The 21644-nt window shown below is 62.7% G+C and carries 16 protein-coding genes; 13 read left to right on the forward strand and 3 right to left on the reverse strand.

The window, feature by feature from the left end:
- Positions 1-40: 40 nt before the first annotated feature.
- The 8 genes from A4249_RS03495 (at position 41) to A4249_RS03530 (ending at position 6983) form a co-directional block, all read left to right on the forward strand.
- Positions 41-850, forward strand: coding sequence for a type 1 glutamine amidotransferase domain-containing protein (locus A4249_RS03495; protein ID WP_197458447.1), 810 nt, complete (start codon positions 41-43; stop codon positions 848-850).
- A 2-nt stretch (positions 851-852) separates the two neighbouring features.
- Positions 853-1308 carry a VOC family protein gene (locus A4249_RS03500; RefSeq protein ID WP_112862296.1) on the forward strand — a complete coding sequence of 152 codons (456 nt, stop codon included), beginning with the start codon at positions 853-855 and terminating at the stop codon, positions 1306-1308.
- Complete coding sequence (locus A4249_RS03505; protein ID WP_197458448.1) at positions 1308-2414, forward strand: NADH:flavin oxidoreductase/NADH oxidase; 1107 nt, start codon at positions 1308-1310, stop codon at positions 2412-2414. Before A4249_RS03500 ends, A4249_RS03505 begins: the two co-directional genes overlap by 1 nt.
- Positions 2411-3562 carry an L-dopachrome tautomerase-related protein gene (locus A4249_RS03510; RefSeq protein ID WP_066551100.1) on the forward strand — a complete coding sequence of 384 codons (1152 nt, stop codon included), beginning with the start codon at positions 2411-2413 and terminating at the stop codon, positions 3560-3562. Before A4249_RS03505 ends, A4249_RS03510 begins: the two co-directional genes overlap by 4 nt.
- Before the next feature lie 76 nt (positions 3563-3638).
- Positions 3639-4379 carry an SDR family oxidoreductase gene (locus tag A4249_RS03515; RefSeq protein ID WP_066551102.1) on the forward strand — a complete coding sequence of 247 codons (741 nt, stop codon included), beginning with the start codon at positions 3639-3641 and terminating at the stop codon, positions 4377-4379.
- Positions 4380-4490: 111 nt separating this feature from the next.
- The gene (locus A4249_RS03520) at positions 4491-4784 is read left to right on the forward strand and encodes a putative quinol monooxygenase (protein ID WP_066551104.1); all 294 of its coding nucleotides are present in this window, start codon (positions 4491-4493) and stop codon (positions 4782-4784) included.
- A gap of 458 nt (positions 4785-5242) precedes the next feature.
- A complete protein-coding gene (locus A4249_RS03525; protein ID WP_066551106.1) occupies positions 5243-6382 on the forward strand; it encodes a glutathione-independent formaldehyde dehydrogenase in 1140 nt (379 codons plus the stop codon).
- A 31-nt stretch (positions 6383-6413) separates the two neighbouring features.
- Positions 6414-6983, forward strand: coding sequence for a type 1 glutamine amidotransferase domain-containing protein (locus A4249_RS03530; RefSeq protein ID WP_066551108.1), 570 nt, complete (start codon positions 6414-6416; stop codon positions 6981-6983).
- A gap of 254 nt (positions 6984-7237) precedes the next feature.
- On the opposite strand, the gene A4249_RS17080 is transcribed toward A4249_RS03530, so the two are convergent.
- Positions 7238-9898 (reverse strand): excinuclease ABC subunit UvrA, encoded by a 2661-nt coding sequence (locus A4249_RS17080; protein WP_269465529.1) that lies wholly within the window; start codon positions 9896-9898, stop codon positions 7238-7240.
- A gap of 1176 nt (positions 9899-11074) precedes the next feature.
- On the opposite strand from A4249_RS17080, the gene A4249_RS03540 reads away from it, so the two are divergent.
- Positions 11075-13936: a TonB-dependent receptor gene (locus A4249_RS03540; protein WP_066551110.1), complete on the forward strand. Its 2862-nt coding sequence runs from the start codon at positions 11075-11077 to the stop codon at positions 13934-13936.
- 109 nt (positions 13937-14045) lie between these two features.
- On the opposite strand, the gene A4249_RS03545 is transcribed toward A4249_RS03540, so the two are convergent.
- Positions 14046-16298, reverse strand: a complete 2253-nt coding sequence (locus tag A4249_RS03545; RefSeq protein ID WP_082854043.1) for a glycoside hydrolase family 88 protein — start codon at positions 16296-16298, stop codon at positions 14046-14048.
- A 168-nt stretch (positions 16299-16466) separates the two neighbouring features.
- Here A4249_RS03545 and A4249_RS03550 point away from each other — a divergent pair, with 168 nt between their 5' ends.
- From A4249_RS03550 to A4249_RS03565, 4 genes are all read left to right on the forward strand, one after another.
- Complete coding sequence (locus A4249_RS03550) at positions 16467-17864, forward strand: glycoside hydrolase family 28 protein (protein ID WP_066554742.1); 1398 nt, start codon at positions 16467-16469, stop codon at positions 17862-17864.
- Between the two features lie 29 nt (positions 17865-17893).
- Entirely contained in the window at positions 17894-19201 is a 1308-nt protein-coding gene (gene pelA / locus A4249_RS03555) for a pectate lyase (protein ID WP_197458449.1), read from the forward strand.
- A 183-nt stretch (positions 19202-19384) separates the two neighbouring features.
- The gene (locus tag A4249_RS03560) at positions 19385-19810 is read left to right on the forward strand and encodes a DUF2231 domain-containing protein (protein ID WP_066551114.1); all 426 of its coding nucleotides are present in this window, start codon (positions 19385-19387) and stop codon (positions 19808-19810) included.
- Positions 19811-19848: 38 nt separating this feature from the next.
- A complete protein-coding gene (locus A4249_RS03565) occupies positions 19849-21114 on the forward strand; it encodes a PQQ-dependent sugar dehydrogenase (protein WP_419762270.1) in 1266 nt (421 codons plus the stop codon).
- Positions 21115-21237: 123 nt separating this feature from the next.
- On the opposite strand, the gene A4249_RS03570 is transcribed toward A4249_RS03565, so the two are convergent.
- Positions 21238-21579 (reverse strand): TonB family protein, encoded by a 342-nt coding sequence (locus A4249_RS03570; RefSeq protein WP_066551116.1) that lies wholly within the window; start codon positions 21577-21579, stop codon positions 21238-21240.
- Between the last annotated feature and the right edge of the window lie 65 nt (positions 21580-21644).

The raw sequence follows: 21644 nt of genomic DNA on the forward strand, positions 1-21644 counted from the left end.
CCGTTCCCTGCGTATCTAAGCCGCCGAAAGGAACGATTGAATGCAAAATCGCCGCCAACTGCTGAAAGCACTCACCGCTGTCTTTGTGGCGGGTGCGGCTGCGCCGGTTGCGTTTGCTCGTGTCCCCGACATCAATGGAGAAGGACAATTGACGATGACCCGCATTCTCATGGTGGCCACCTCCGCCGACCGAATGATTCCCGGCACCGAACCGACGGGTGTCTGGCTCGAGGAACTTACCACCCCGTATTATGCCTTCCGCGATGCGGGCGCCGAGGTGACGCTGGCCTCGATCAAGGGCGGCGCCATCCCCGTCGACCAGCGCAGCGTCAACGCCGACGGCGAGAACGACGCTTCGGTCGAGCGCTATCTTAAGGACGAGGCCCTGAAGGCCGAGGTTACCAGCACCCCTGTATTCACAAGCATCGATCCCGCCGGCTACGACGCGCTGTTCCTGCCCGGCGGCCACGGCACCATGTTCGATTACCCCGGCAGCGACGAACTGGCCCGCCTGGTCGAACGCTTCGACCGCGAAGGCAAGATCGTTGCCGCCGTCTGCCATGGACCGGCAGGTCTGGTCTCGGCGAAGAAGGCCGATGGCACGCCCCTCGTGGCTGGCCGCCGTGTCGCGGGCTTCACCGACAGCGAGGAACGCGCGGTCGGCCTCGACAAGGCCGTGCCGTTCCTGCTCGAAACGCGCCTCAAGGAACTTGGCGGCAAGCACGAGAGCGGCCCCGATTTCGCCCCATTCGCTTTGCGCGACGGCAACCTTGTGACCGGCCAGAACCCCGCCAGCGCAACCCGCACCGCGGAGCTCGTGATGGAAGCCCTCAAGGACAAGGACGCCTGATCATGCGGTATCTCCACACCATGCTGCGCGTCGCCGATCCCGAGGCGGCGGTCCGGTTCTTCACGCTGCTGGGTCTCAGGGAGACCCGGCGCATGGAGAACCAGGCCGGGCGTTACACGCTGATCTACCTTGCCGCCGACGAGGATTTCCGCGGCGACGGCGAGCAGGGCGATGCCGAGGTCGAGCTGACGTACAACTGGCCGCCCGAGGATGGCAGCGCTTCCGAGAAATACACGGGCGGCCGAAACTTCGGCCATCTCGCCTACGGGGTCGACGACATCTACGAAACGTGCGCGCGGCTGCAGGCGGGCGGCGTGACGATCAATCGCCCCCCGCGTGACGGATACATGGCGTTCGTCCGCTCGCCGGACGGGATCTCGATCGAACTGCTGCAGACGGGCGAACACAAGGCTCCGGCCGAACCCTGGGCCTCCATGCCCAACACGGGCGAATGGTGATGGCGAAATTGTTCGAACCGATTGAGGTTGGCGGGCTGCGGCTCGCCAACCGCATCGTCATCGCGCCGATGTGCCAGTATTCGGCAGTCGACGGCGCGATGACCGACTGGCACCAGATGCATCTCGGCCAGTTGGCGCTCTCGGGCGCGGGCGCGCTGACGATAGAGGCGACCGCGGTCAGCCCGGAAGGGCGCATCACCTACGGTGACGTCGGCCTGTACGATGACCGTACCGAAGCGGCGATGCGAAGCGTGCTCGAAAGTGTGCGCCGTTGGTCGGACATGCCGCTGATCATCCAGCTGGCCCATGCCGGCCGCAAGGCGAGCTGCGCCAAGCCGTGGCAAGGCGGAACGCAGATCGCCCCCGATGCGGAGAATGGCTGGCAGACCGTGGCACCCAGCGCCATTCCCTTCGCTCCGGACGACAATCCCCCTGTCGAACTGGACAAGTCAGGGCTTGCCCGCATCCGGGAGGCGTTCGCGGATGCCGCCCGGCGCGCCGGCAGGCTCGGCATCGAAGCCATCCAGATCCACGTCGCGCATGGCTATCTGCTCCACGAGTTTCTTTCGCCGATCTCCAACCGGCGCGGCGACGAATACGGCGGCAGCCTCGACAACCGGATGCGGTTCCCGCTCGAAGTGTTCGATGACGTGCGCGAAGCGTTTCCGGCCGACCGCCCGGTGACCGTCCGCGTTTCTGGGACCGACTGGGTTGAAGGCGGCTGGACAGCGGAGGAAACCGCATTGTTTGCACAGGAGCTGGAGCGGCGCGGTTGTTCGGCAATCCACGTCTCCGGCGGCGGCCTCGACCCGCGCCAGCAGATCCCTGTCGGTCCCGGCTATCAGGTGCCGCTGGCGCGGACGGTCAAGGACGCGGTCGCCATGCCTGTCGTGGCGGTCGGAATGATCACCGATCCGCACCAGGCGGAGCGCATCCTCGAAGACGGGCATGCCGACGCCATAGCGATAGCCCGCGCTGCGCTGTGGGATCCGCGTTGGCCCTGGCACGCCGCCGCCGCGCTTGGTGCATCGGTCAAGGCGCCCCCGCAATATCTCCGGTCCGAGCCCCACGAAGCGGGCCGCATCCTCGAGGAAATGACCCCATGAAAACCTCCGTCAAACTGCTTCTTGCCGCTGGCGCTGCCCTCTCGCTTGCCGCCTGCTCGACGACCCGCGAGGGTGCATCCGCGCCCCAGATCGAACAGGTCGCGACCTTCGATGGCGCGATGCCGACTGGCGTGACCGTCGCCCCCAACGGGCGCATCTTCGTCAACTTCCCGCAATGGGGCGACAACGCGCCGTTCACGGTTGCCGAGCTGGTCGACGGCAAGGCGGTGCCTTATCCCGACGCCGCGACCAACCAGCCCGATCCGGCCGACCCGGCTGGGCATTTCATCTCGGTGCAGAGCGTGGTGGCCGACGGCGCCAATCGCCTCTGGGTGCTCGACACGGCGGCGCCCAAATTCTCTCAACCACAGGCCGGCGGTGCAAAGCTGGTGGCAATCGACCTTGCGACCGACCGGGTGGTGAAGACGATCGTCCTGCCGCCCAGCGTGGTGCTGCCCACGACCTACCTCAACGACGTGCGCTTCGATCTGCGTCAGGGTGCCGAGGGCGTCGCCTACATCACCGACAGCAGCAACGAGGGGATCGGCGGCATCATCGTCGTCGATATCGCAAGCGGGCGGGCGATCCGGCGCCTGTCGAACCATGCGACGACCAACCCCGAGCCCGGCTTCACCCCGGTTGTCGATGGCGCGGTGCTCATGAACCGCCCGGCTGACGGCCCCGCGACGCCGGTCACGATCGCAAGCGACGCGATTGCGCTCAGCGCCGACGGCAGCCTGCTGTATTACGGTCCACTGTCGGGCCGCACGCTGCACGCGGTGCCCACGGCATTGCTGCGCGATCCCGCGGTGTCCGAGGAGGCATTGGGCCGCGCGGTCCGCAGCCTGGGGCGCAAAGGCGCCTCGGACGGGATAGCCGAGGATGACAAGGGCCGCGTGTTCGCCGGCGATTACGAGAACAACGCGATCCGCGTGCTCGACCAGGGCAGCTGGACGACGGTGGTCAGCAACCCGCGCATCAGCTGGCCCGACACGCTGTCGATCGGCACCGACGGCTACCTCTACTTCACCGCCAACCAGCTTCACCGCCAGCCAGGCTTCCACGGCGGGCGGGACTTGCGCCGCAAGCCCTACGAGCTGCTCCGCATCAAGGTGGGCGCGGCTCCCGTCCTGTTGCGCTCGCGGTGACCCCATCAGGCCGGGCGGGCTCGCGCGGGGCCGCGATCCGGCGAAAAATCAACAACTGACTTGAAGGAATACAGTCATGACCAAGGGTATCGAAGGCAAGGTCGTTCTCATAACCGGCGGCAGCAGCGGCATCGGCGCGGAAACTGCGCGTCTTCTCGCGGAACGCGGCGCCAAGGTGGCCATCGCCGCGCGGCGCAAGGACAGGCTCGACGAGGTCGTCGCGGACATCGCCGCAGTTGGCGGAACGGCACGTAGCTACGCGCTGGACGTGACCGACAAATCGGCGGTCCAGTCCGTCGTCGCCTCAATCATTGCCGACTTTGGCCGCCTCGACGTGCTGATCAACAACGCCGGGCTGATGCCGATCCGTCCGATGGCCGAGGTCAACACCGACGAGTGGGACCAGATGATCGACGTCAATCTGAAGGGTACGCTCTACGGCATCGCGGCGGCCCTTCCCGGCTTTCTCGAGCAGGGCAGCGGCCACATCATCAACCTGAGCTCGGTTGCGGGCATCAAGGTCTTCGCACCAGGCGGCACTGTCTACTCCGGCACCAAGTTCGCCGTCAGCGCGATCAGCGAGGGCTTGCGCCACGAGGTGGGGGAAAAGGTCCGGGTTACGTCAATCGAGCCTGGAGCTGTCGAAAGCGATTTGAAATTCACGACCTCTGGCGCGGCTGCCGAGACGGTGCTGGACTTCTACAAGCAGGCCATCCCGGCGGCATCGGTGGCGCGTGCTATCGCGTTCGCTGTCGAACAACCTGATGACGTCGACGTCAACGCGATTGTCATCCGTCCGACCGCACAGCAGTTCTGATTGCAATGAGGAGGCGGGGCCGCGTGTGCTCCGCCTCATGGGGAACGTATCGGCCCGCTCGTCCGTTGCTTTGCCGAATAATATGTGTCCGTTTCACTTGAGGAGTCATTTATGCCCAAACTTGCCCTGTATGTACCGCTGAAGGCCAAGCCCGGAAAAGAGCGCGATGTCGCCGATTTCCTGACCTCGGCATTGCCGCTCGTTCAAGCTGAGGCGGGCACTCTGACCTGGTATGCGATCGAGGAAGGTCCCGGTGCGTACGCGATCTTCGATACGTTCGACACAGAGGAGGATCGGCAGGCCCATCTTGACGGCAAGGTTGCCGCCGCACTGATGGAGAAGGCAGAAGAACTGTTCTCTGAACCGCCGCAGATTCACAAGTTCACCCTACTGGCCGCGAAATAGCGGAGCGGTCGGCACCCTAAGCTGCCGTCTGACCGCAGGGTAAGGCTCGTGTCTCTATCCGGAATGGATGGCCCGGTCGGATCGGGAAATGAATAAATGAATACGACAGGTCATCCGCGAAAGTGGATGGCCTTGTCTTTTGCGATTATCACACTTCTGAATTTACTGATAAGGCGCCGTTGATGTGTCCCGACGTAAGGGCGCCATTAGTTCGCGGGAGATTCTTGAGCACATCAATTCGGCGCGTTATTCGGCCGTTCTGGCCCAGTCATTCAGAAAACCGCCGTGAATTGATCCCAGGACGGCCCTACGGGAAGGAACCTCTGAGGTAGCGAAAGGTTCAGGAAACTGAGATCACTTGGAAGGGTGCGATGTCCTCCGCCGTTGCGATGGACCGGATCATCGCCAAGCTCTCGATTTGATGACTCGTTGAAAAGAGCTGCGAAAGGAAAAGATCCGTGAAAGCTGTCGTGTACAACGGGCCCAAAGATGTTTCTGTCAATACCATCGACGATCCCAAGATCGAAAAGCAGACCGATGTTATCATCCGGCTGACCACGACCAATATCTGCGGGTCGGACCTTCACATGTATGAAGGCCGTACCAGCTTCGAGAAGGGCAAGGTCTTCGGCCACGAAAACCTTGGCGAGGTCATCGAAGTCGGCTCTGCCGTAGATCGCATCAAGAAGGGCGATCGCGTGTGCATGCCGTTCAACGTCGGTTGCGGTTTCTGCGAAAATTGCGAACGCGGGTTGACGGGTTTTTGCCTCACGACCAACCCTGGAACCGCTGGCGCAGCGTATGGCTTTGCCGAGATGGGTCCGTGGCAAGGTGGTCAGGCCGAGTTTATGCGCGTTCCTTATGCGGACTTCAATTGTCTGAAGCTGCCTGAGGACGCTGAGGAGAAGGAGGATGACTATGTCATGCTCTCCGACATCTTCCCGACGGGTTGGCATGGCGTCGAACTGTCAGGTTTCCTGCCTGGCGAAAGCATCGCGATCTACGGCGCCGGTCCGGTCGGTTTAATGGCCGCGCACTCAGCCGAAATCCGCGGCGCCTCTCAGATCTTCGTGGTCGATTCTCACGATGACCGCCTGAAACTGGCCGAGGCCATGGGCGCCATTCCGATCGACATGCGAAAGGGCGATCCCGCCCAGCAGATCCTTGACGCGACCGGCGGCCTCGGGACCGACCGGGGGGTTGAGGCGGTCGGGTATCAGTGTTGCGATCGCCACGGCAAGGAGCGCAGCAATTACACGATGAACTGCCTCGTCAAAAGCACGAAGGCCACCGGCGGAATCGGCGTCGTCGGCGTGTTCATTCCGGAAGACCCGAACGCGCCCGACGATCTCCAGAAGGAAGGCAAGATGGCGTTCGACTTCGGCAACTTCTGGTTCAAGGGCCAGAAGATCGGCACCGGCCAGTGCAATGTAAAGCACTACAACCGGCGACTGATGAAGCTTATCGAGCAAGACCGGGCCAATCCTGCCCAAATCATCTCGCACCGACTGCCGCTTGATCAGGCACCAGACGCCTACAAGCATTTCGACGAGCGCGATGCTGGTTGGACGAAGGTCGTGCTCAAGCCGGGCGCCTGACCTTAGTTTTCGACGGAATAGGAAATAAATTATGACTTTGGAAGGCAAATCAGTTGCCATTCTGATCGCACCCCGCGGGACGGAAGAACCAGAATTCTCGAAGCCCAAGCAAGCTGTCGAGGACGCTGGTGGCAAAGTGACCGTGGTCAGTTTTGAGCCGGGCAAGGCTCGCACAGTCAATAGCGATCTTGACGAGGGCGGCAGCTATACTATCGACAAGACGTTTTCCGAGGTCAAAGCCGACGATTTCGACGGACTTGTTGTGCCCGGAGGGACTGTCGGTGCCGACAAGCTGCGCGGCAGCGTCGAGGCAATTGGTTTCATCCGGGCTTTCTTCGATCAGAAAAAACCTGTTGCGGCTATATGCCATGCACCCTGGACATTGATCGAGGCGGGCGTGCTTAAGGGTCGCACCTTGACGTCCTACCCGACGCTGAAGGTCGATATCGAGAACGCCGGCGGTGCATGGACCAATGAGGAAGTCGTGGTCGACAACGGCCTTGTTACCAGCCGCGATCCCAATGATTTGCCCGCCTTCTGTGCCAAACTCGTTGAGGAGATCGCAGAAGGTGTGGCCGCGGCGCTCGCAGCAGGGAATTAAGACGGGGCGTTTCGACGAACCATGTGAGGGCCCTCTCCTTGGAGAAGGTCCGCACAAAGCAAGCGTGGCGGATGGCCAGCGATGGCCGTCCGCCACGCCGCGTATCGCACGAACACGGCACACCTGACGGGCACTCAAACCCTAAGCCGCGTCAACCGCGGTGACACATCGCCGGCTCCCGCTTCCAGATTCGACCCATTCCAACGTGTGGTTGAGATGCACCTGATCGAACGTGCATTCCGCCAGATTTACGACTACAGCGCCGCCTTGAGATAGCGGGCGGTGAGACTGCCTTCCGCTTCCGCAACGACGCCAGGGACGCCGCTGGCAACGATACGGCCCCCATCTTCCCCGGCCCCCGGTCCCAGGTCGATGATCCAGTCCGCCTGTGTGATGGCGCGCATGTCATGTTCGACGACTACGACGGTATTGCCGGCGTCTACGAGGCCCTGCAGGTGTTGCATGAGCCGGTCGCCATCGGAGGGGTGAAGCCCCGAAGTTGGCTCGTCGAGGATGTAGATCGTGTTGCCGCGTTGAGCGCGTTGCAGTTCAGTCGCCAGCTTGATGCGCTGCGCCTCCCCGCCAGACAGCTCGGTCGCCGGCTGACCGAGCCTCAGATAGCCAAGACCGATCTCCCGCAACACGTCGAGGGAGCGCATCACAGATGCCTCGCCAGCGAAGAAATCGCACGCATCGTCGACCGTCAGTTCGAGCACCTGGGCGATATTGCGCCCGTTCCATTCGACTTCGAGCGTTTGCGGGTTGTAGCGAGAGCCATGACAGGTCGAGCAGGGGGCAAAAACGCTCGGCAGGAACAGCAGCTCCACCATGACGTATCCCTCGCCCTCGCACACAGGGCAGCGGCCTTGCGCGACGTTGAACGAGAACCTTCCCGGGCTGTAGTGCCGCCGGCGGGCGAGCGGCGTATCAGCGAATATCCGTCGCACATGGTCGAACATGCCGCTGTAGGTGGATAGGTTCGAGCGCGGCGTGCGGCCGATCGGTTTCTGATCGACCCGGACCAGCCTGCGAACATGCTCCATGCCTGCGACAATGCGTCCTTCAGTGTCGTTCTGCGCAACATCGAGCAGCGGGTCGATATCCTCCTCCTCGGCCACGGGGGAGCCGCCGAGGTGTTCCGTGACGAGCTCGGGCAGCGCCTGACTGACAAGACTGGATTTACCCGATCCCGAAACGCCGGTGACAGCGGTGAAGCAGCCGATGGGAAACTCGACGTCGAGACCATGGAGATTGTTCCGTCTGATCCCTTCCAGGCGTAGCCATGCCTTGGGATCGCGCGGTGTGCGCTCACTGCGGAGCGGCTCTGCGAACAGGTAGCGGCGGGTGATCGAATTCTCGACGTCGGCAAGCCCCTCTATCGGCCCGCTGTAGAGGACTTCACCGCCCTTTTCCCCGGCTCCTGGCCCGACATCGACGAGCCATTCCGCGCGGCGGATCACGTCGAGATCATGTTCGACGACGAACAGGGAGTTGCCCGCCGCCTTGAGACGCTCGAGGATGGTGAGCAAGGCTTCGCCATCTGCCGGGTGCAACCCTGCCGAAGGCTCGTCAAGCACATAGACCACGCCGAAAAGCTGTGACGACAATTGCGTGGCAAGCCGCAAGCGCTGCAGCTCTCCGGAGGAGAGCGTCGGCGTGCTGCGGTCGAGCGAAATGTAGCCAAGGCCAAGATCGATGAGCGGCTCTAGCCGCTCGATCAATTCGCAGGCAAGGCGTTGGGCGGCGATCCGCTTCTCGTCGGAGAGATTGGGCGTGCGGCGTACGTCGGGCGCGCTCTTGTGCGCCGAGCCGCCCGCCGCAACCCGTTGTTCGACCGCTGCATCGCGGGCCGCTTTTTCCAGAACATGGCCCTTTGAGGGGGCGGAGACCGCCCCATACGCGCCATGCGCGACGGGGATCAGCAAGTCTTTCAGCTTGAGCACCGTCAGGTCGCCGAACTCGGCAATGTCGAGGCCGGCGAATTTGACCGACAGGGCTTCGCGCTTCAGGCGCTTGCCGTCGCAGGTCGGGCAATCGCGGCCGATGATATATTGCGAGACGCGCTTCTTCATCAGCGCGCTTTTCGTGTTGGCGAAGGTCTCCAGCACATAGCGGCGGGCGCCGGTGAAGGTGCCCTGATAGCTCGGTTCCATGCGGCGCTTCAGCGCCACGCGGGTCTGTTCGGGCGTCAGACCCGCATAGACCGGCACCGTCGGCGCCTCTTCAGTGAAGAGGATCCAGTCGCGATCCTTTTTCGGCAGGTCGCGCCACGGCGTATCGACGTCATAGCCGAGTGACACGAGGATATCGCGCAGGTTCTGGCCATGCCATGCCGCCGGCCAGGCGGCGACTGCGCGTTCCCGGATCGTCAGCGTGTCGTCGGGCACCATCGTTTCTTCGGTCGCGTCATAGACGCGCCCGATGCCGTGACAGGTCGGGCAGGCCCCCGCGACCGTGTTGGGGGAGAAATCCTCCGCATAGAGCATCGGCTGATGGCGCGGATATTCGCCGACGCGCGAATAGAGCATCCGCACCAGGCTGGAGAGCGTCGTCACGCTGCCGACCGAGGATCGCGCGTTGGCCGAGCCGCGCTGCTGCTGCAACGCGACCGCAGGCGGCAAACCGTCGATCGCGTCGACCTCCGGCACGCCGGCCTGGTCGATCAGGCGACGGGCATAGGGCGCAACCGATTCCAGATAACGCCGCTGGGCTTCGGCATAAAGGGTGCCGAACGCGAGCGATGACTTGCCCGAGCCCGATATGCCGGTGAACACCACGAAGGCGTCGCGCGGTACATCGACGTCAATATTTTTGAGGTTATTCTGGCGCGCGCCGCGAACCTGCACGCAAGCGGGCGGCCCCGTATGCCCATGATCGGTGGCCGGCGTCGTCGCGTGAATATCCTTGCTCTTCAATACAGTCTTCCTGCCCTATACGCCCGTGCGGCCCGTGGTTCATCACAGCCGGGTAACAGATGAATGCATTTCCGACTCAATACATCCAACGGCCAGGCTGGCCCGATGTTCGGTACCTTTGAAATATTTTTCCAGCATTAGACCAAAACCATTTTCCCGTTGGGTCGCGCGACGAGGCCAGACACACTCCGCTGGTAAGCGCCTGGGCCAGGCGGCCCTGGTCCGTGCCGCTATCGGCATGTAACGACCGCACTTCGGCGCTTGTTACCGCATCGCGACGCGTTGCCCATTTGCCAGAGCGCGCTTCATCATGGCAGGGGTCGGGACATGATGACGGCCGAGTTGTCGATCCGAGCGCCTCGCGCCGCTTCGGATCGGCGGGTCAGTAGTGAATGACCGTGCGGATCGACTTGCCTTCGTGCATCAGTGCGAAGCCCTCGTTGATCTCCTCCAAACCCATCGTGTGGGTTACGAATGGGGCCAGATCGATATCGCCTCTCATCGCGTCCTCGACCATGCCGTCAACTCCTCGCCCGGTTCCGGTCGGTCGCTTGTGGAGTGGCTACGCAGAAGCCGCTGTGCCGACCTATTCGTGCGAATCCGGCAAACCTCTCGGCTAGCCTGGACCGCAGAATACACTCCATCATGGTGGAGAAGCTCCAAGTTGATACTGATGTCGTTTGGGTCAAAGATGTCGTCGAAGGTCACAACAGACTGCGAAAGGCCTCGACATCACGAAAATTTTATTGATTAGAATTTCACCAATGTTTTCAATACCTCGAGATTTGTTCGGTCTACGGATCGGTTTCCTATCGATGTCGAACAAAAAATCCAAAACATTCAATGTTCTGGTCCGGCTTCAGTAATCGAGTGGGAATAGGGCAGGACGTCCGTCGGTTCTTTCAAGTGGCAGGTATTCTTCGAAACCGCACAGTGCGCCGGCGTGCAGGTTGCAACTACTTTCCCGCTTAACCCACGCTCTTCGACGAGATTACAAATCCACCATCAGGATCGTCGCCTGCTTGCGAGTCGCGGTCGAATATGACTAAACATGAATGACACCGGTAGCAGTCAAACGGCCAACTCGTTTTGACACCGGTGTCTCCCGTCAGCAGCGGGAGGCGTGAACGAGGGCGTTCGATCCTTGATGCGCAACACTTGGGAGGAGAAACTAGAATGATCCAACGCCACAAATTTGCGCGCCACGCCCTGGTCGCCACCGCGTCGCTGGGAGCCCTAGCTCTCGCAATGATGGCGCATGACGCTGCCGCTCAAACGGTCGAGGTCGCTGCGCCTCAGACGGGTGACGCTGCAGAAGTCGATGACATCGTCGTCACGGGCTTCCGGGCCAGCCTTCAGAACTCCTTGAACATCAAACGCCGCGAAGCCGGCGTCGTCGACGCCATTTCGGCGGAAGACATCGCGGATTTCCCCGACACCAATCTGGCCGAGTCGATCCAGCGCATTCCCGGCGTCTCGATCGACCGCGATGCGGGCGAGGGCCGGTCGATCACCGTCCGCGGGCTCAGCTCGGAATTTACCCGCACGCGGATCAACGGCATCGAGGCCCAGGCATCGACCGGCGCCACCGACTCGTCGGGCGGGGTGAATCGCGGTCGTGGCTTCGACTTCAACGTCTTCGCCTCAGAGCTCTTCAACAATATCACGGTGCGCAAGACCGCCTCGGCCGAGACGGAAGAGGGGTCGCTGGGGGCGACCGTCGATCTGCGCACCAGTCGTCCGTTCGACAAGACCGGCTTCCAAGGCGCGCTGTCGGGCCAGTATGGCTATAACGACCTGTCGCAGGACTGGAGCCCGCGCTTCGCCGGTCTGATTTCGAACACCTGGGCGGATGACCAGATCGGCGCTCTGTTCTCGATCGCCTACAGCGAGCGCGACAGTCTGGAGGAAGGTTTCAGCTCGGTGCGCTGGGGACCTGCCAGCGCCGACGGCGGTTTCCAGAATGGCGCTGTCCTGCCTAACGCCGCGCGCACCTACCACCCTCGCATCCCGCGCTATGGCAGCCTGGAGCACAGCCAGGAACGTCTGGGCGCGACGCTGTCGGTGCAAGCCCGGCCCGGCAACGGTCCGACCCTGTTCACGATGGACATGCTGTACTCAAAGCTGGATTCGACGCGCAGCGAAAACTTCCTGCAAGCCTGGTCGCTCAGCCGTGGCGCCGATCAGGGCGGCAAGCCGCAGGTCGACATCATGAGCTTTGAGATCGATCCCGACACGGGCGAGATGATCTATGCCCAGCTCGACGACATGGACATCCGCAGCGAGCAGCGGTTCGACGAGCTGGAAACCGAATTCAAGCAGATGACCTTTGGGGTCGAGCACGAGTTTTCGGATCGGCTGCGGTTCGACGGCTTGATCGGTCGCGCGGAATCCAGCTTCGCCAACCCGGTCCAGGTCAGCGCCATCATCGATCGCCAGAACGTCGACGGCTATTCCTATGACTTCCGTCAGAATCGCAATCTGCCGGCGATCAACTGGGGCTTCAATGTCGCCGACCCCACACAGTGGAGCGTCGTCGGGCCTACGGGCGCGCAACCTCGCTCGGAGCTGCGCATCAGCTCCAACTTCCAGGAAAACGTTTATACGACGGGTGAGGCCAACTTCGCCTTCGACGTAAGCGATTGGCTCACACTGAAAGCGGGGGTCAGCCGCAAGGAATATGAGTCGAGCAGCCGCGCCTTCGCGCGCCCAAACAACGCCAACGGTTCGCCAGCGCTGCCGGCGGGCACGAGCATGGCTTCGGTCACCAATCTGCTAAGCGGGTTCGGTCGCAATCTCGATCTGCCGTCGGGCGCTGCGACCAGCTGGGTTCGGCCGGATCTGGCTGCGTTGCAAACAGTCTGGAGCTACAACTGCAACTGCGACACGGGCGTAGCAGGCGGTGATTTCCGGCTGATCGGCCTTAATGGCAATCCGTCTACCTATGGCAACTGGCGTGACGTGACCGAGACCGACACCGGCGCCTATGTGCAAGCCGACTGGGACACGGAAATCATGGGCGTGCCGTTCCGAGGCAACGTCGGTGTACGTCAGGTCAAGACCGAGGTCGACGCCTTGGGTTATTCGAACGTCGGTGGTGTTGCGACGCCGGTTCGGGGCGAGAACGAATATGACGACACCCTGCCGTCGCTGAACGTCTCGATCGAGCCGATGAAGGATCTGATCGTGCGCGTGGGCGCCGCCAAGGTCATGGCGCGACCGCCTGTCACCAGCCTCGTTCCGGTCTTCACGCTGAGCGCAGCCGGGGCGGCGACAAATACGGCCTCGCTGGGCAATGTCGAGTTGGAACCCTATCGGGCGACGACCTACGACCTGTCGGTTGAATATTACTTCGCGCCTGAAGCTCTGCTGTCCTTCGCCTACTTCTACAAGGACATCTCGACCTATGTGCAGACGACCACCGAACCGCTGTCGTACAGCCAACTGACAGCCTTGAACCCTGTGGCCTTCCCGGCGGGCGGTCGTCCTGCCGGCGACATCTATCAGTTCAGCACGCCCACCAACACGCCGGGCGGCCCGCTGAAAGGCTTCGAGATCAGCTATCAGCAGACGTTCTCCTTCCTGCCCAGCCTGCTGTCGAATATCGGTACGCAGCTGAACTATACGCACGTTGAATCCGAGATTCAGTATTGCGTCACAGCAACCTGCGCTGCCTTCGTAACGGCTGATCTGGTCAATCTGTCGCCAAACGCCTGGAACGCGACGCTTTATTATGACGACGGCAAGTTCAATGCGCGTGTGTCGGCGGCCTATCGCGACACCTATTTCCAGAACGTGCCGGGTTCGAACGGCGCCACGGGTCTGATCCCCTATCAGGGCAAGACCGAAACCACGACGATCGACGCTTCCGCATCGTATAACCTGACCGATAACCTCAGTGTTTCGGTCGAAGGGCTGAATCTGACCGACGAAGCCAACCGTCAGAACCACGGCGACATCGGCCTGCCGCGTGACAGCACCTATGTCTATCACCACACTGGCCGCCAGGTTTACATCGGTGCGCGATATCGCTTCTGATCCCAACAGATCGGCGAAATAAGACAGGCGGCGTCGGTATAACCGGCGCCGCCTTTCTTTTGACATCGGCCGAACTGCGCGACGCGGCGAGAGAATTTTCGCCTGCTGACTAGTTGCCTTGGCGGAAGTCGAACCTTTGGTTTGCGACGAAATCTTCCCAGGCGCTGCGCGTGGCGAAGTCCAGGCCGCGATCCCACGCCGATCCCATGTAGTAGGTGAACGACTGACCCGGCGTGACCCGCACCAGGATCAGATAGTTGTCGGCGTCTTCGGTGAAGCCTTCGACCGTTGCGGGATCAACCGCCAGAGCGATGCCGAGCGAGCCATGCTCGGGGTTTTCAGGCTCCCAGAACATCAGACGCCCGTGTGCGGCGTCGCGCGTGACGAAGCCTCGTCCGTTGTCGTTGCTGCGCTTCGAAATGCCGATCGCGACGATCAGCGGTGCGTCGGAGTTCGAGGTCAGAGTGGAAGTCATTCGCGTAAAGTTGGAGCCTAACGGAAGGCTGAACTCACGCCTTTCTGAAACCGTGCGCACGACATCGACAGGCCAAGGACGGTAGGTCACGCTAAACCGCGCCTCATCGCCGCCGGTTTTGTCGATCTGGTAGGTGGAGAAGTTGCGACTGGTCCAGAGCTTGTTGTCGTACCAGATGCCCAGACCCCCGGCGCCTCTGCCGCGTCCCACATCGTAATAATCCAGGCCTTCACCGCGATCGACGTGATAGTTCGGGAACTTCAACTGGCGGTCCATGAAGGGATAGCGGACACGTTTGGCCCACACATCGATGCCCGAGCCAGAGGGCGCCTCGCGCGCTTCAAGCGTGGGACCGTAAATGCGATGCGCGACGCGATCGTTTTCCCATAGCAGATCATCCAAACGATCCGGCGCGAAGCGGGCGACGGCGCGCGGTCGCCGCTGATCTTCCGGCGGCGGCTCCAGCGGTTCGATGGTCGAGGGTCGATTCAGAGCGGATGGATCGTAGGAGAGCGCCGAGGTCGCACGCATTTCGGCGTCTCGGCGGCGTATTTCTTCGGCGCCGACGACCGTCACGGGGGCGGGCGGGACGGGCGTGGTCGCAGCGATCACTTCGGCCGTGTCGCGCGTGGGTTCCGCCAATGGCAGAGAGCGAACTGGGTCATTCAGCGACGCGACTTCCAGCCCGGCCAGAATATAGGTTCCTGAAGCATAGAGGCCGACGTCCTCAGGGTCGGTCGACACGGGCTGATCGCCGGTCTTCTGCGCTGCGCCCACCAAGCCGTTCGCAAGGACATGGCGGTTCAGGCCGGCCCAACCCTTCAACACATGCGGCAGGTAGGTGTCGCGATCCAAAAGGCCGTGATTGATCCCCCAGGCCAGGGCGTAGACATAGAAGACCGAACCTGAGGTTTCAGCCTCGGGATAGGCTTCGGGGTCCAGAAGGCTGGCGCGCCACAGTCCGTCCTCTTGCTGGAGACCTGCGATCCTGCCGGCCATCTTCTGGAAGAGGTCGACATAGAAGGCGCGCCCTGCGAAATCGACAGGCACGGACTCCAGCCATCGTACCAAACCGCCCATGACCCAGCCATTGGCCCGCGACCAGTAGATGCGGTCGCCGTCGGCGTCACGATGGTTCTCGTCCTTGAACCGTTCGTCGCGCAGGAACAGCTTTTCGTCCTCGACCCACAGCCGCGCCGCTGTGCGTCGCCATTCCTTATCTGCGGCGGTCAGATATTTTGGATCGCCCGTGATCGCGGTCATCCGGGCGAAGACCGGGGGCGCCATATAGAGCGCGTCGGCCCACCACCAGACGAGCGCGGGTGTGTCTTCCGCCCGGGCCAGATAGGGGACCTGCCAGTCCAGCCGCTGACGCAGCGGCATCAGCACGCCCTCCTGTCCACGACGCGCGTAGAGTTCTTCGTAGAGATCGCCGATCGCGATATCGTCGGCGTTCAGCATCGTCTTGCCCGACCGCGCGCCACGTACACTGTAGTTGTAGTGATCGGCCACGGCGCTCAAGAAACGCAGCGTCCGCGTATCGTCCGACACGCGCGCAAGCCGCGAAGCGCCGACGTAAAAGGTGGCTGCGACCCAGTTCGACGACATCTGCGTCAGGTTGCTGCCCGTCGATAAGGCGAGCGGCTCGGCGGCCATGGCTGCGATTTGCGAGGAGGCGACATATTCGACAGCCGCCATCGTGCTCTCGCGAGACGGCACGCCTGCCACGTCGGTGTATAGCGCGGGGCGGTCGCGTTGAGCCAGCCATTCAGCCTCGACGCCCGGCGGCAAGGCTGCGACCGTTTGCGCTAGAACGGGGCCGGACATGGCGGCCGAGCTCATCAGAACTGCAATCAGGCCAAGGCAGGGTCGGGTTGGCAGGGCCATGTTTTCCTCCGGCGCTGCTCCGGGCGGCGCATGATGGTTGGTGGCCCACTTCGACGGCGAGCCGCAACGTAACCGGTGTCAATTTCTGACGATCAGCTGTCAGTATCTCTTGCCAGCCTTATATCGTCCACTATTGTGAGACGAAAGAACAGAATGTGGGAAATCGAGATGCGCGCTGATCGCCGCATGCTGCTGCAACTGGGTGTCGTCAGCGCCTTGACGCAAGCGACGCCGGCGTTTGCACCATCGAGCCGCTTGCGCACGTTCGACGCGTCCGACTATGGCGCGGTGGGTGATGGGGTCGCCGTCAACACTCGTCCTATCCAAGCCGCCATCGACGCAGCGGCAGGGCAGGGCGGAGGAGTCGTGGTCCTGAAGCCCGGTCTGTACCTGTCAGGCTCGTTATTCGTGAAGTCGGGGGTGACCCTGTCGATCGAACGCGGCACCACCCTGCGCGGCGTTCAAGATCTGGCCGCCTATCCGATGGTTCGCACGCGTGTTGCAGGCGTTGAGATGGACTGGCCCGCCGGCTTGCTGAATGTCTATCAGCAACAGAACGCCAGGATCACGGGCGAGGGTCTGGTCGATGGAGACGGCAAGGTCTTCTGGGATTCCTATTGGGCGCTGCGACGCGATTATGATCCGCGCGACCTGCGATGGGCGGCCGACTACGACTGCCGCCGTCCGCGTCTGATCCACATTTACGATTCACAGCAGGTCGAGGTTTCCGGTCTGAATCTGGCGCGATCGGGCTTCTGGACCGTCCACGTCTGCTATTCGCGGGACGTTAAGGTCGCCGACCTAATCATCAGGAATAACATCGGCGGACGCGGCCCCTCGACGGACGGCATCGATATCGACTCATCGGAGCGGGTGTTGGTCGAGAGATGCGACCTGTCGGTCAACGACGACGCGATCTGCATCAAGGCGGGACGCGACTGGGACGGACTGCGGGTGGGTCGGCCATGCCGTGAGGTGAAAATCCGCGACTGCATCGTCCGTGACGCCCTGGCCGGGATGACCTTCGGATCGGAGACATCTGGCGGATTTGACGACATCGAAGTCTCTGGGCTGAGGATCGAGTATCCGGTGCCGCTGGGGATCTTCTTCAAATCAGGCCACACACGCGGCGGCGTGATCTCCAACATCCGCCTGCGCGACATCCATCTGCAGGACGTGCGCACATTGATGCAGGTGAACCTGAACTGGTACCCAAACTACAGCTACGCCCAGATCCCGGACGGCATCGCGGACGTGCCGGATTACTGGCGCGCGCTCGCCACGCCCGTGCCGCGCGAACAGGGCATTCCCCGTATCCACGATGTTCGCCTGTCGAACATCAAGGCCGTCGGCGGCAAAGTCGGATTCGCCGCCGCCGCCTATCCTGAAGCGCCGCTGAAAGACTTCATTTTCGAACGGTTGGACTGGGATGTGCAGGATGCGGGCGCCATCGCCAATGCCGAGAACTGGCGCTTCCGCGACTGCAACATCGACACCCTGGACCGCCAAGGCCCCAAGGTGACCGAGTCGTCCGGCGTCACAGGCCTTCGATCCAGACAAGCATGAAAAACCAAAAAGTTGTGGGAGTTAGCGCGATGAAAATCCTTTCCGCCTGTTCGATGCTGGCATTTGGCGCGGTCGCGCTTGTGGGGGGCGTCTCCGGCGCCGCTCAGGCAGAAGTCCTGCGGCTGAACACGCCGGCGGTGGGCCTGACCAGCGATAGGATCGGCGCCTTGCCCGACGCGGAGCGTGATCCGTGGGCCGAGTATCTGGCACGCTCTCAAGCCCAGCATCTGGCCGACCGCGCTGCGCTCGCGGCCGAACTTCCCGCCGGAGTTGCTACGCCGCCGCCGCCCAAGGCCGTCGGACCCGCCCACTACAACATGCCGCTGGACCGGCCTGCCGAATGGTACGCCACAGTCGACGCCCGGGCCGTCGCGGATGCGATCGTCAGTTTCCAGACCCCCGCCGGCGGATGGAGCAAAAACCAGGATCGCAGCATTGCGCGCCTGCCGGGCCAGCGGTTCTCCAACGATGCCGAAACCATGGAGCAGAACCCGGCGAACTTCGATGCGCCGGCGGATCGCTTCTGGACCTTCGTTGGCACGTTGGACAACGAGGCGACGTGGTCGGAAATGCGTTTCCTGGCCAAGGTCGCCGCCTACGCGCCGGGACGCGACGGCGACGCCTGGCGCGCCAGCGTGATCCGAGGCGTGCGGTATCTTCTGAACGCGCAGTATCCCAATGGCGGCTGGCCTCAGATCTGGCCGCTTGAAGGCGGCTTCCACGACTCAATCACATTCAATGACAATGCGGTGGCGAACGCGGCCATGCTGCTCCGTGATGTCGCCCATGGCGCTGAGGGCTTCGACTTCGTGCCGGCTGACTTGGAGACACAGGCGGCCGAGGCGACCCAAAAGGCGATCGAGGTGATCCTCGCGGCCCAGGTGCGTCAAGGGGATCGCCTGTTGGGCTGGCCACAGCAGGTCGAGCCCATGCGGCTGGTGCCAACAAGCGCTCGGAACTACGAGCCGCGATCCATCGCAAGCGGCGAAACAACCGATATCCTGATCTTTCTGATGGGCGAGGAGAACCCGTCGCCGGAGATCAAGGCCGCCGTTCGCGGCGCCGCCGAATGGCTTCAGGCGGTGCGTGTCTATGACAAATCTTTCGAAATGACCGACGACGGACGCAAGCTGATCGACAAGGCCGGGGCGGGTCCGATCTGGTCTCGCAACTACGATCTGGTGACCGGGCGTCCGATCTTCGGCGACAAGGATCAGACCATCCATGACGATGTAAATGAAATCTCTGTCGGAAGGCGCAACGGCTATTCCTGGTGGATTTCATCGCCGCAGAAGGCGCTGGACCTCTACGCCGATTGGTCCAATCGGACCGGGTGAATCCGGGACGCTGATCGGCATTGTTGACGCGGTCTGGCGGCGCGTCTGCAACATTGGTTTGTGAGCCACTTACGGTGAGAACGCGCCCCTGGCTCCGGCGCTATTGGGTCAGCACGGCGAAAGCCGGTGAACCATTTTCCGTTCAGACGGTTAGCCAAGCCAGACTTTACGGAGAGGGCTGGCATGAGCACCCATGGACTGAAGGATGCGGTCGTTCGACCGTTGCATTGGCTATTGCTGGCGTTTCCGATCGCGCTGTTCACCTTCGCCCTGTTCACCGACATCGCCTATCTGAAGACAGCCGAGGTCCAGTGGACGAACTTCTCGGCCTGGCTGATCACCGGAGCGCTGGTGTTCGGCGGCCTCGCTGGCCTGTTTTCGATCTTTGATTTCGTCGTCGGTCTGCGCCACGGACGGTCTCGGCGGGCGACGGTGCATCTGGTCGCGCTCGCGCTGGCCTGGGTGCTGGGTTTGGTGAACGCCTTCAAACACAGTCAGGACGCCTGGAGCTCTGTCGGAGCTTTCGGTCTGATCCTGTCCATCCTCTGCACAATCCTGGTCCTGGTCGCCGGCTGGACCGCCTATGCCGCGCGGGAGAGCGTCCGATGAACAAGAATCTGCTCGCCGCAAGCGCCGCCACCCTGGCCATGGCCTTGACGGTCGCATCGTGCGGCAACGCCAGCGATCCGAAACTCAATCAGACCGGCGCGACGCCCGACCTGCCAAAGGTCAACGAGACGCTGGTGCCGCCGATGAAGATCAGCCCGCCGGCAGGCTGGAACGGCGAGACGCCGACGGTGCCGCAAGGCTTTACGATCAGCGCCTTCGCCACGGATCTCAAAATCCCGCGTCAGATGCTGGTCCTCCCCAACGGCGATGTCCTGATCGCCGAGGGGCGCGGCGGCCATGCACCCGCCATGCGGCCCAAGGACGTGATCGCCGGCGTCATCAAAAAGCAGGGCAACACCAAAATCAAAGGCGGCAACCGCATCACCCTGGTGCGCGACGCGAACAACGACGGCACGCCCGAACTGCGGACCGTTCTGGTAGATAACCTCGATGCGCCCTACGGCTTGGCCTATGTCGACGGCTATCTCTATGTCGCCGAACAGGGGGCGCTGGTTCGCTTCGCCTTCCAGCCGGGCCAGACCGGTATCGCCACGCCCGCCGAGCGGGTGACGGAACTGCCCTCGCGCATCAACCACCACTGGACCAAGTCCCTGACCGCCAGCGCGGACGGATCGAAGCTGTATGTCGGCACCGGCTCGAACTCGAATATCGGCGAGCGCGGCATGGCGGTCGAAGAAGAGCGCGCCACGGTTTGGGAGATCGACCGGGCGACCGGCGCGCGGCGCACCATCGCGACCGGCATTCGCAATCCAACGGCCCTGGCCATCGAGCCGACCACCAATCTGTTGTGGTCGGTCGTCAATGAGCGCGACGAACTGGGGCCGCAACTGGTCCCGGACTATCTGACCCAGGTACGTGACGGGGCCTTCTACGGCTGGCCTTACAGCTATTGGGGCCAGAACCGCGATCCGCGCGTGATGCCGCAGAACCCCGAGATGGTCGCCAAGGCCATCCGGCCGGACTACGCCCTAGGATCGCACGTCGCCGCCCTGGGCCTGGATTTCGCCCGCAATGGCGGCTTTGGCGGGTCGTTCGCCAACGGCGCCTTCATCGGCATGCACGGCAGTTGGAACCGTCAGGACCCGTCCGGATACAAGGTCGTCTGGGTGCCCTTCAACGCCGGTCGTCCTGCGGGTCAGCCCGTGGACTTCGCCACAGGCTTCCTGAAAGACGGCAAGGCGCGCGGGCGTCCTGTCGGCGTCGCGTTCGATGGGAACAAGCGTGTGCTGTTCGTCGCCGACGACCTGTCGAACACGGTGTGGCGCATCGCGCCTGCGCGATAAGCCGGCTTCTCCCTCGCCCGGCAAGGGCGAGGGAAGTCGCTATTGTCCTCGACACATAGCCGAATAAGAAAAATCCCCGGCTGCGAGCAACCGGGGACCTTTCATATGGGGCTTAGCTGTGGCCTACGGCGTGAAGTCGATGGTGCGTTCGAAGGGGGCGTCGACAGGGTGGCCGCGATCCATGATCGGCGTGACCTCGGCGCCATTCATTAGGGCCAAGGCGGCTTCGCCAAAGCCCATGCCCGGGCGGCTTTCTTCCAGCACGACGCAGTCGGTGACGTGGCCCGACGCCAAGGCGGTGCAACGTAGCCGCACGCTGAAGCGGTCGGTGCTCTCGGCCTTGGGCGCGACGGCGCGTTCGATGGCGGGTTGAGGCGCGCTGTACAGGGCCGCGTCCTTGAGCAGCGGTCCAGTCGGGGCGCCCATCAGGGCCGTCATCAATGTCAGGCTGAAGGTCAGTGTCATGGCAGGCCTCGTTCGTCTTCTATTAAGATTTGAACGAGATCTCTGTTCCCCGAACTTTCAAAAAC

This window comes from Brevundimonas sp. GW460-12-10-14-LB2, assembly GCF_001636925.1.
Taxonomy (GTDB): Bacteria; Pseudomonadota; Alphaproteobacteria; order Caulobacterales; family Caulobacteraceae; genus Brevundimonas; species Brevundimonas vesicularis.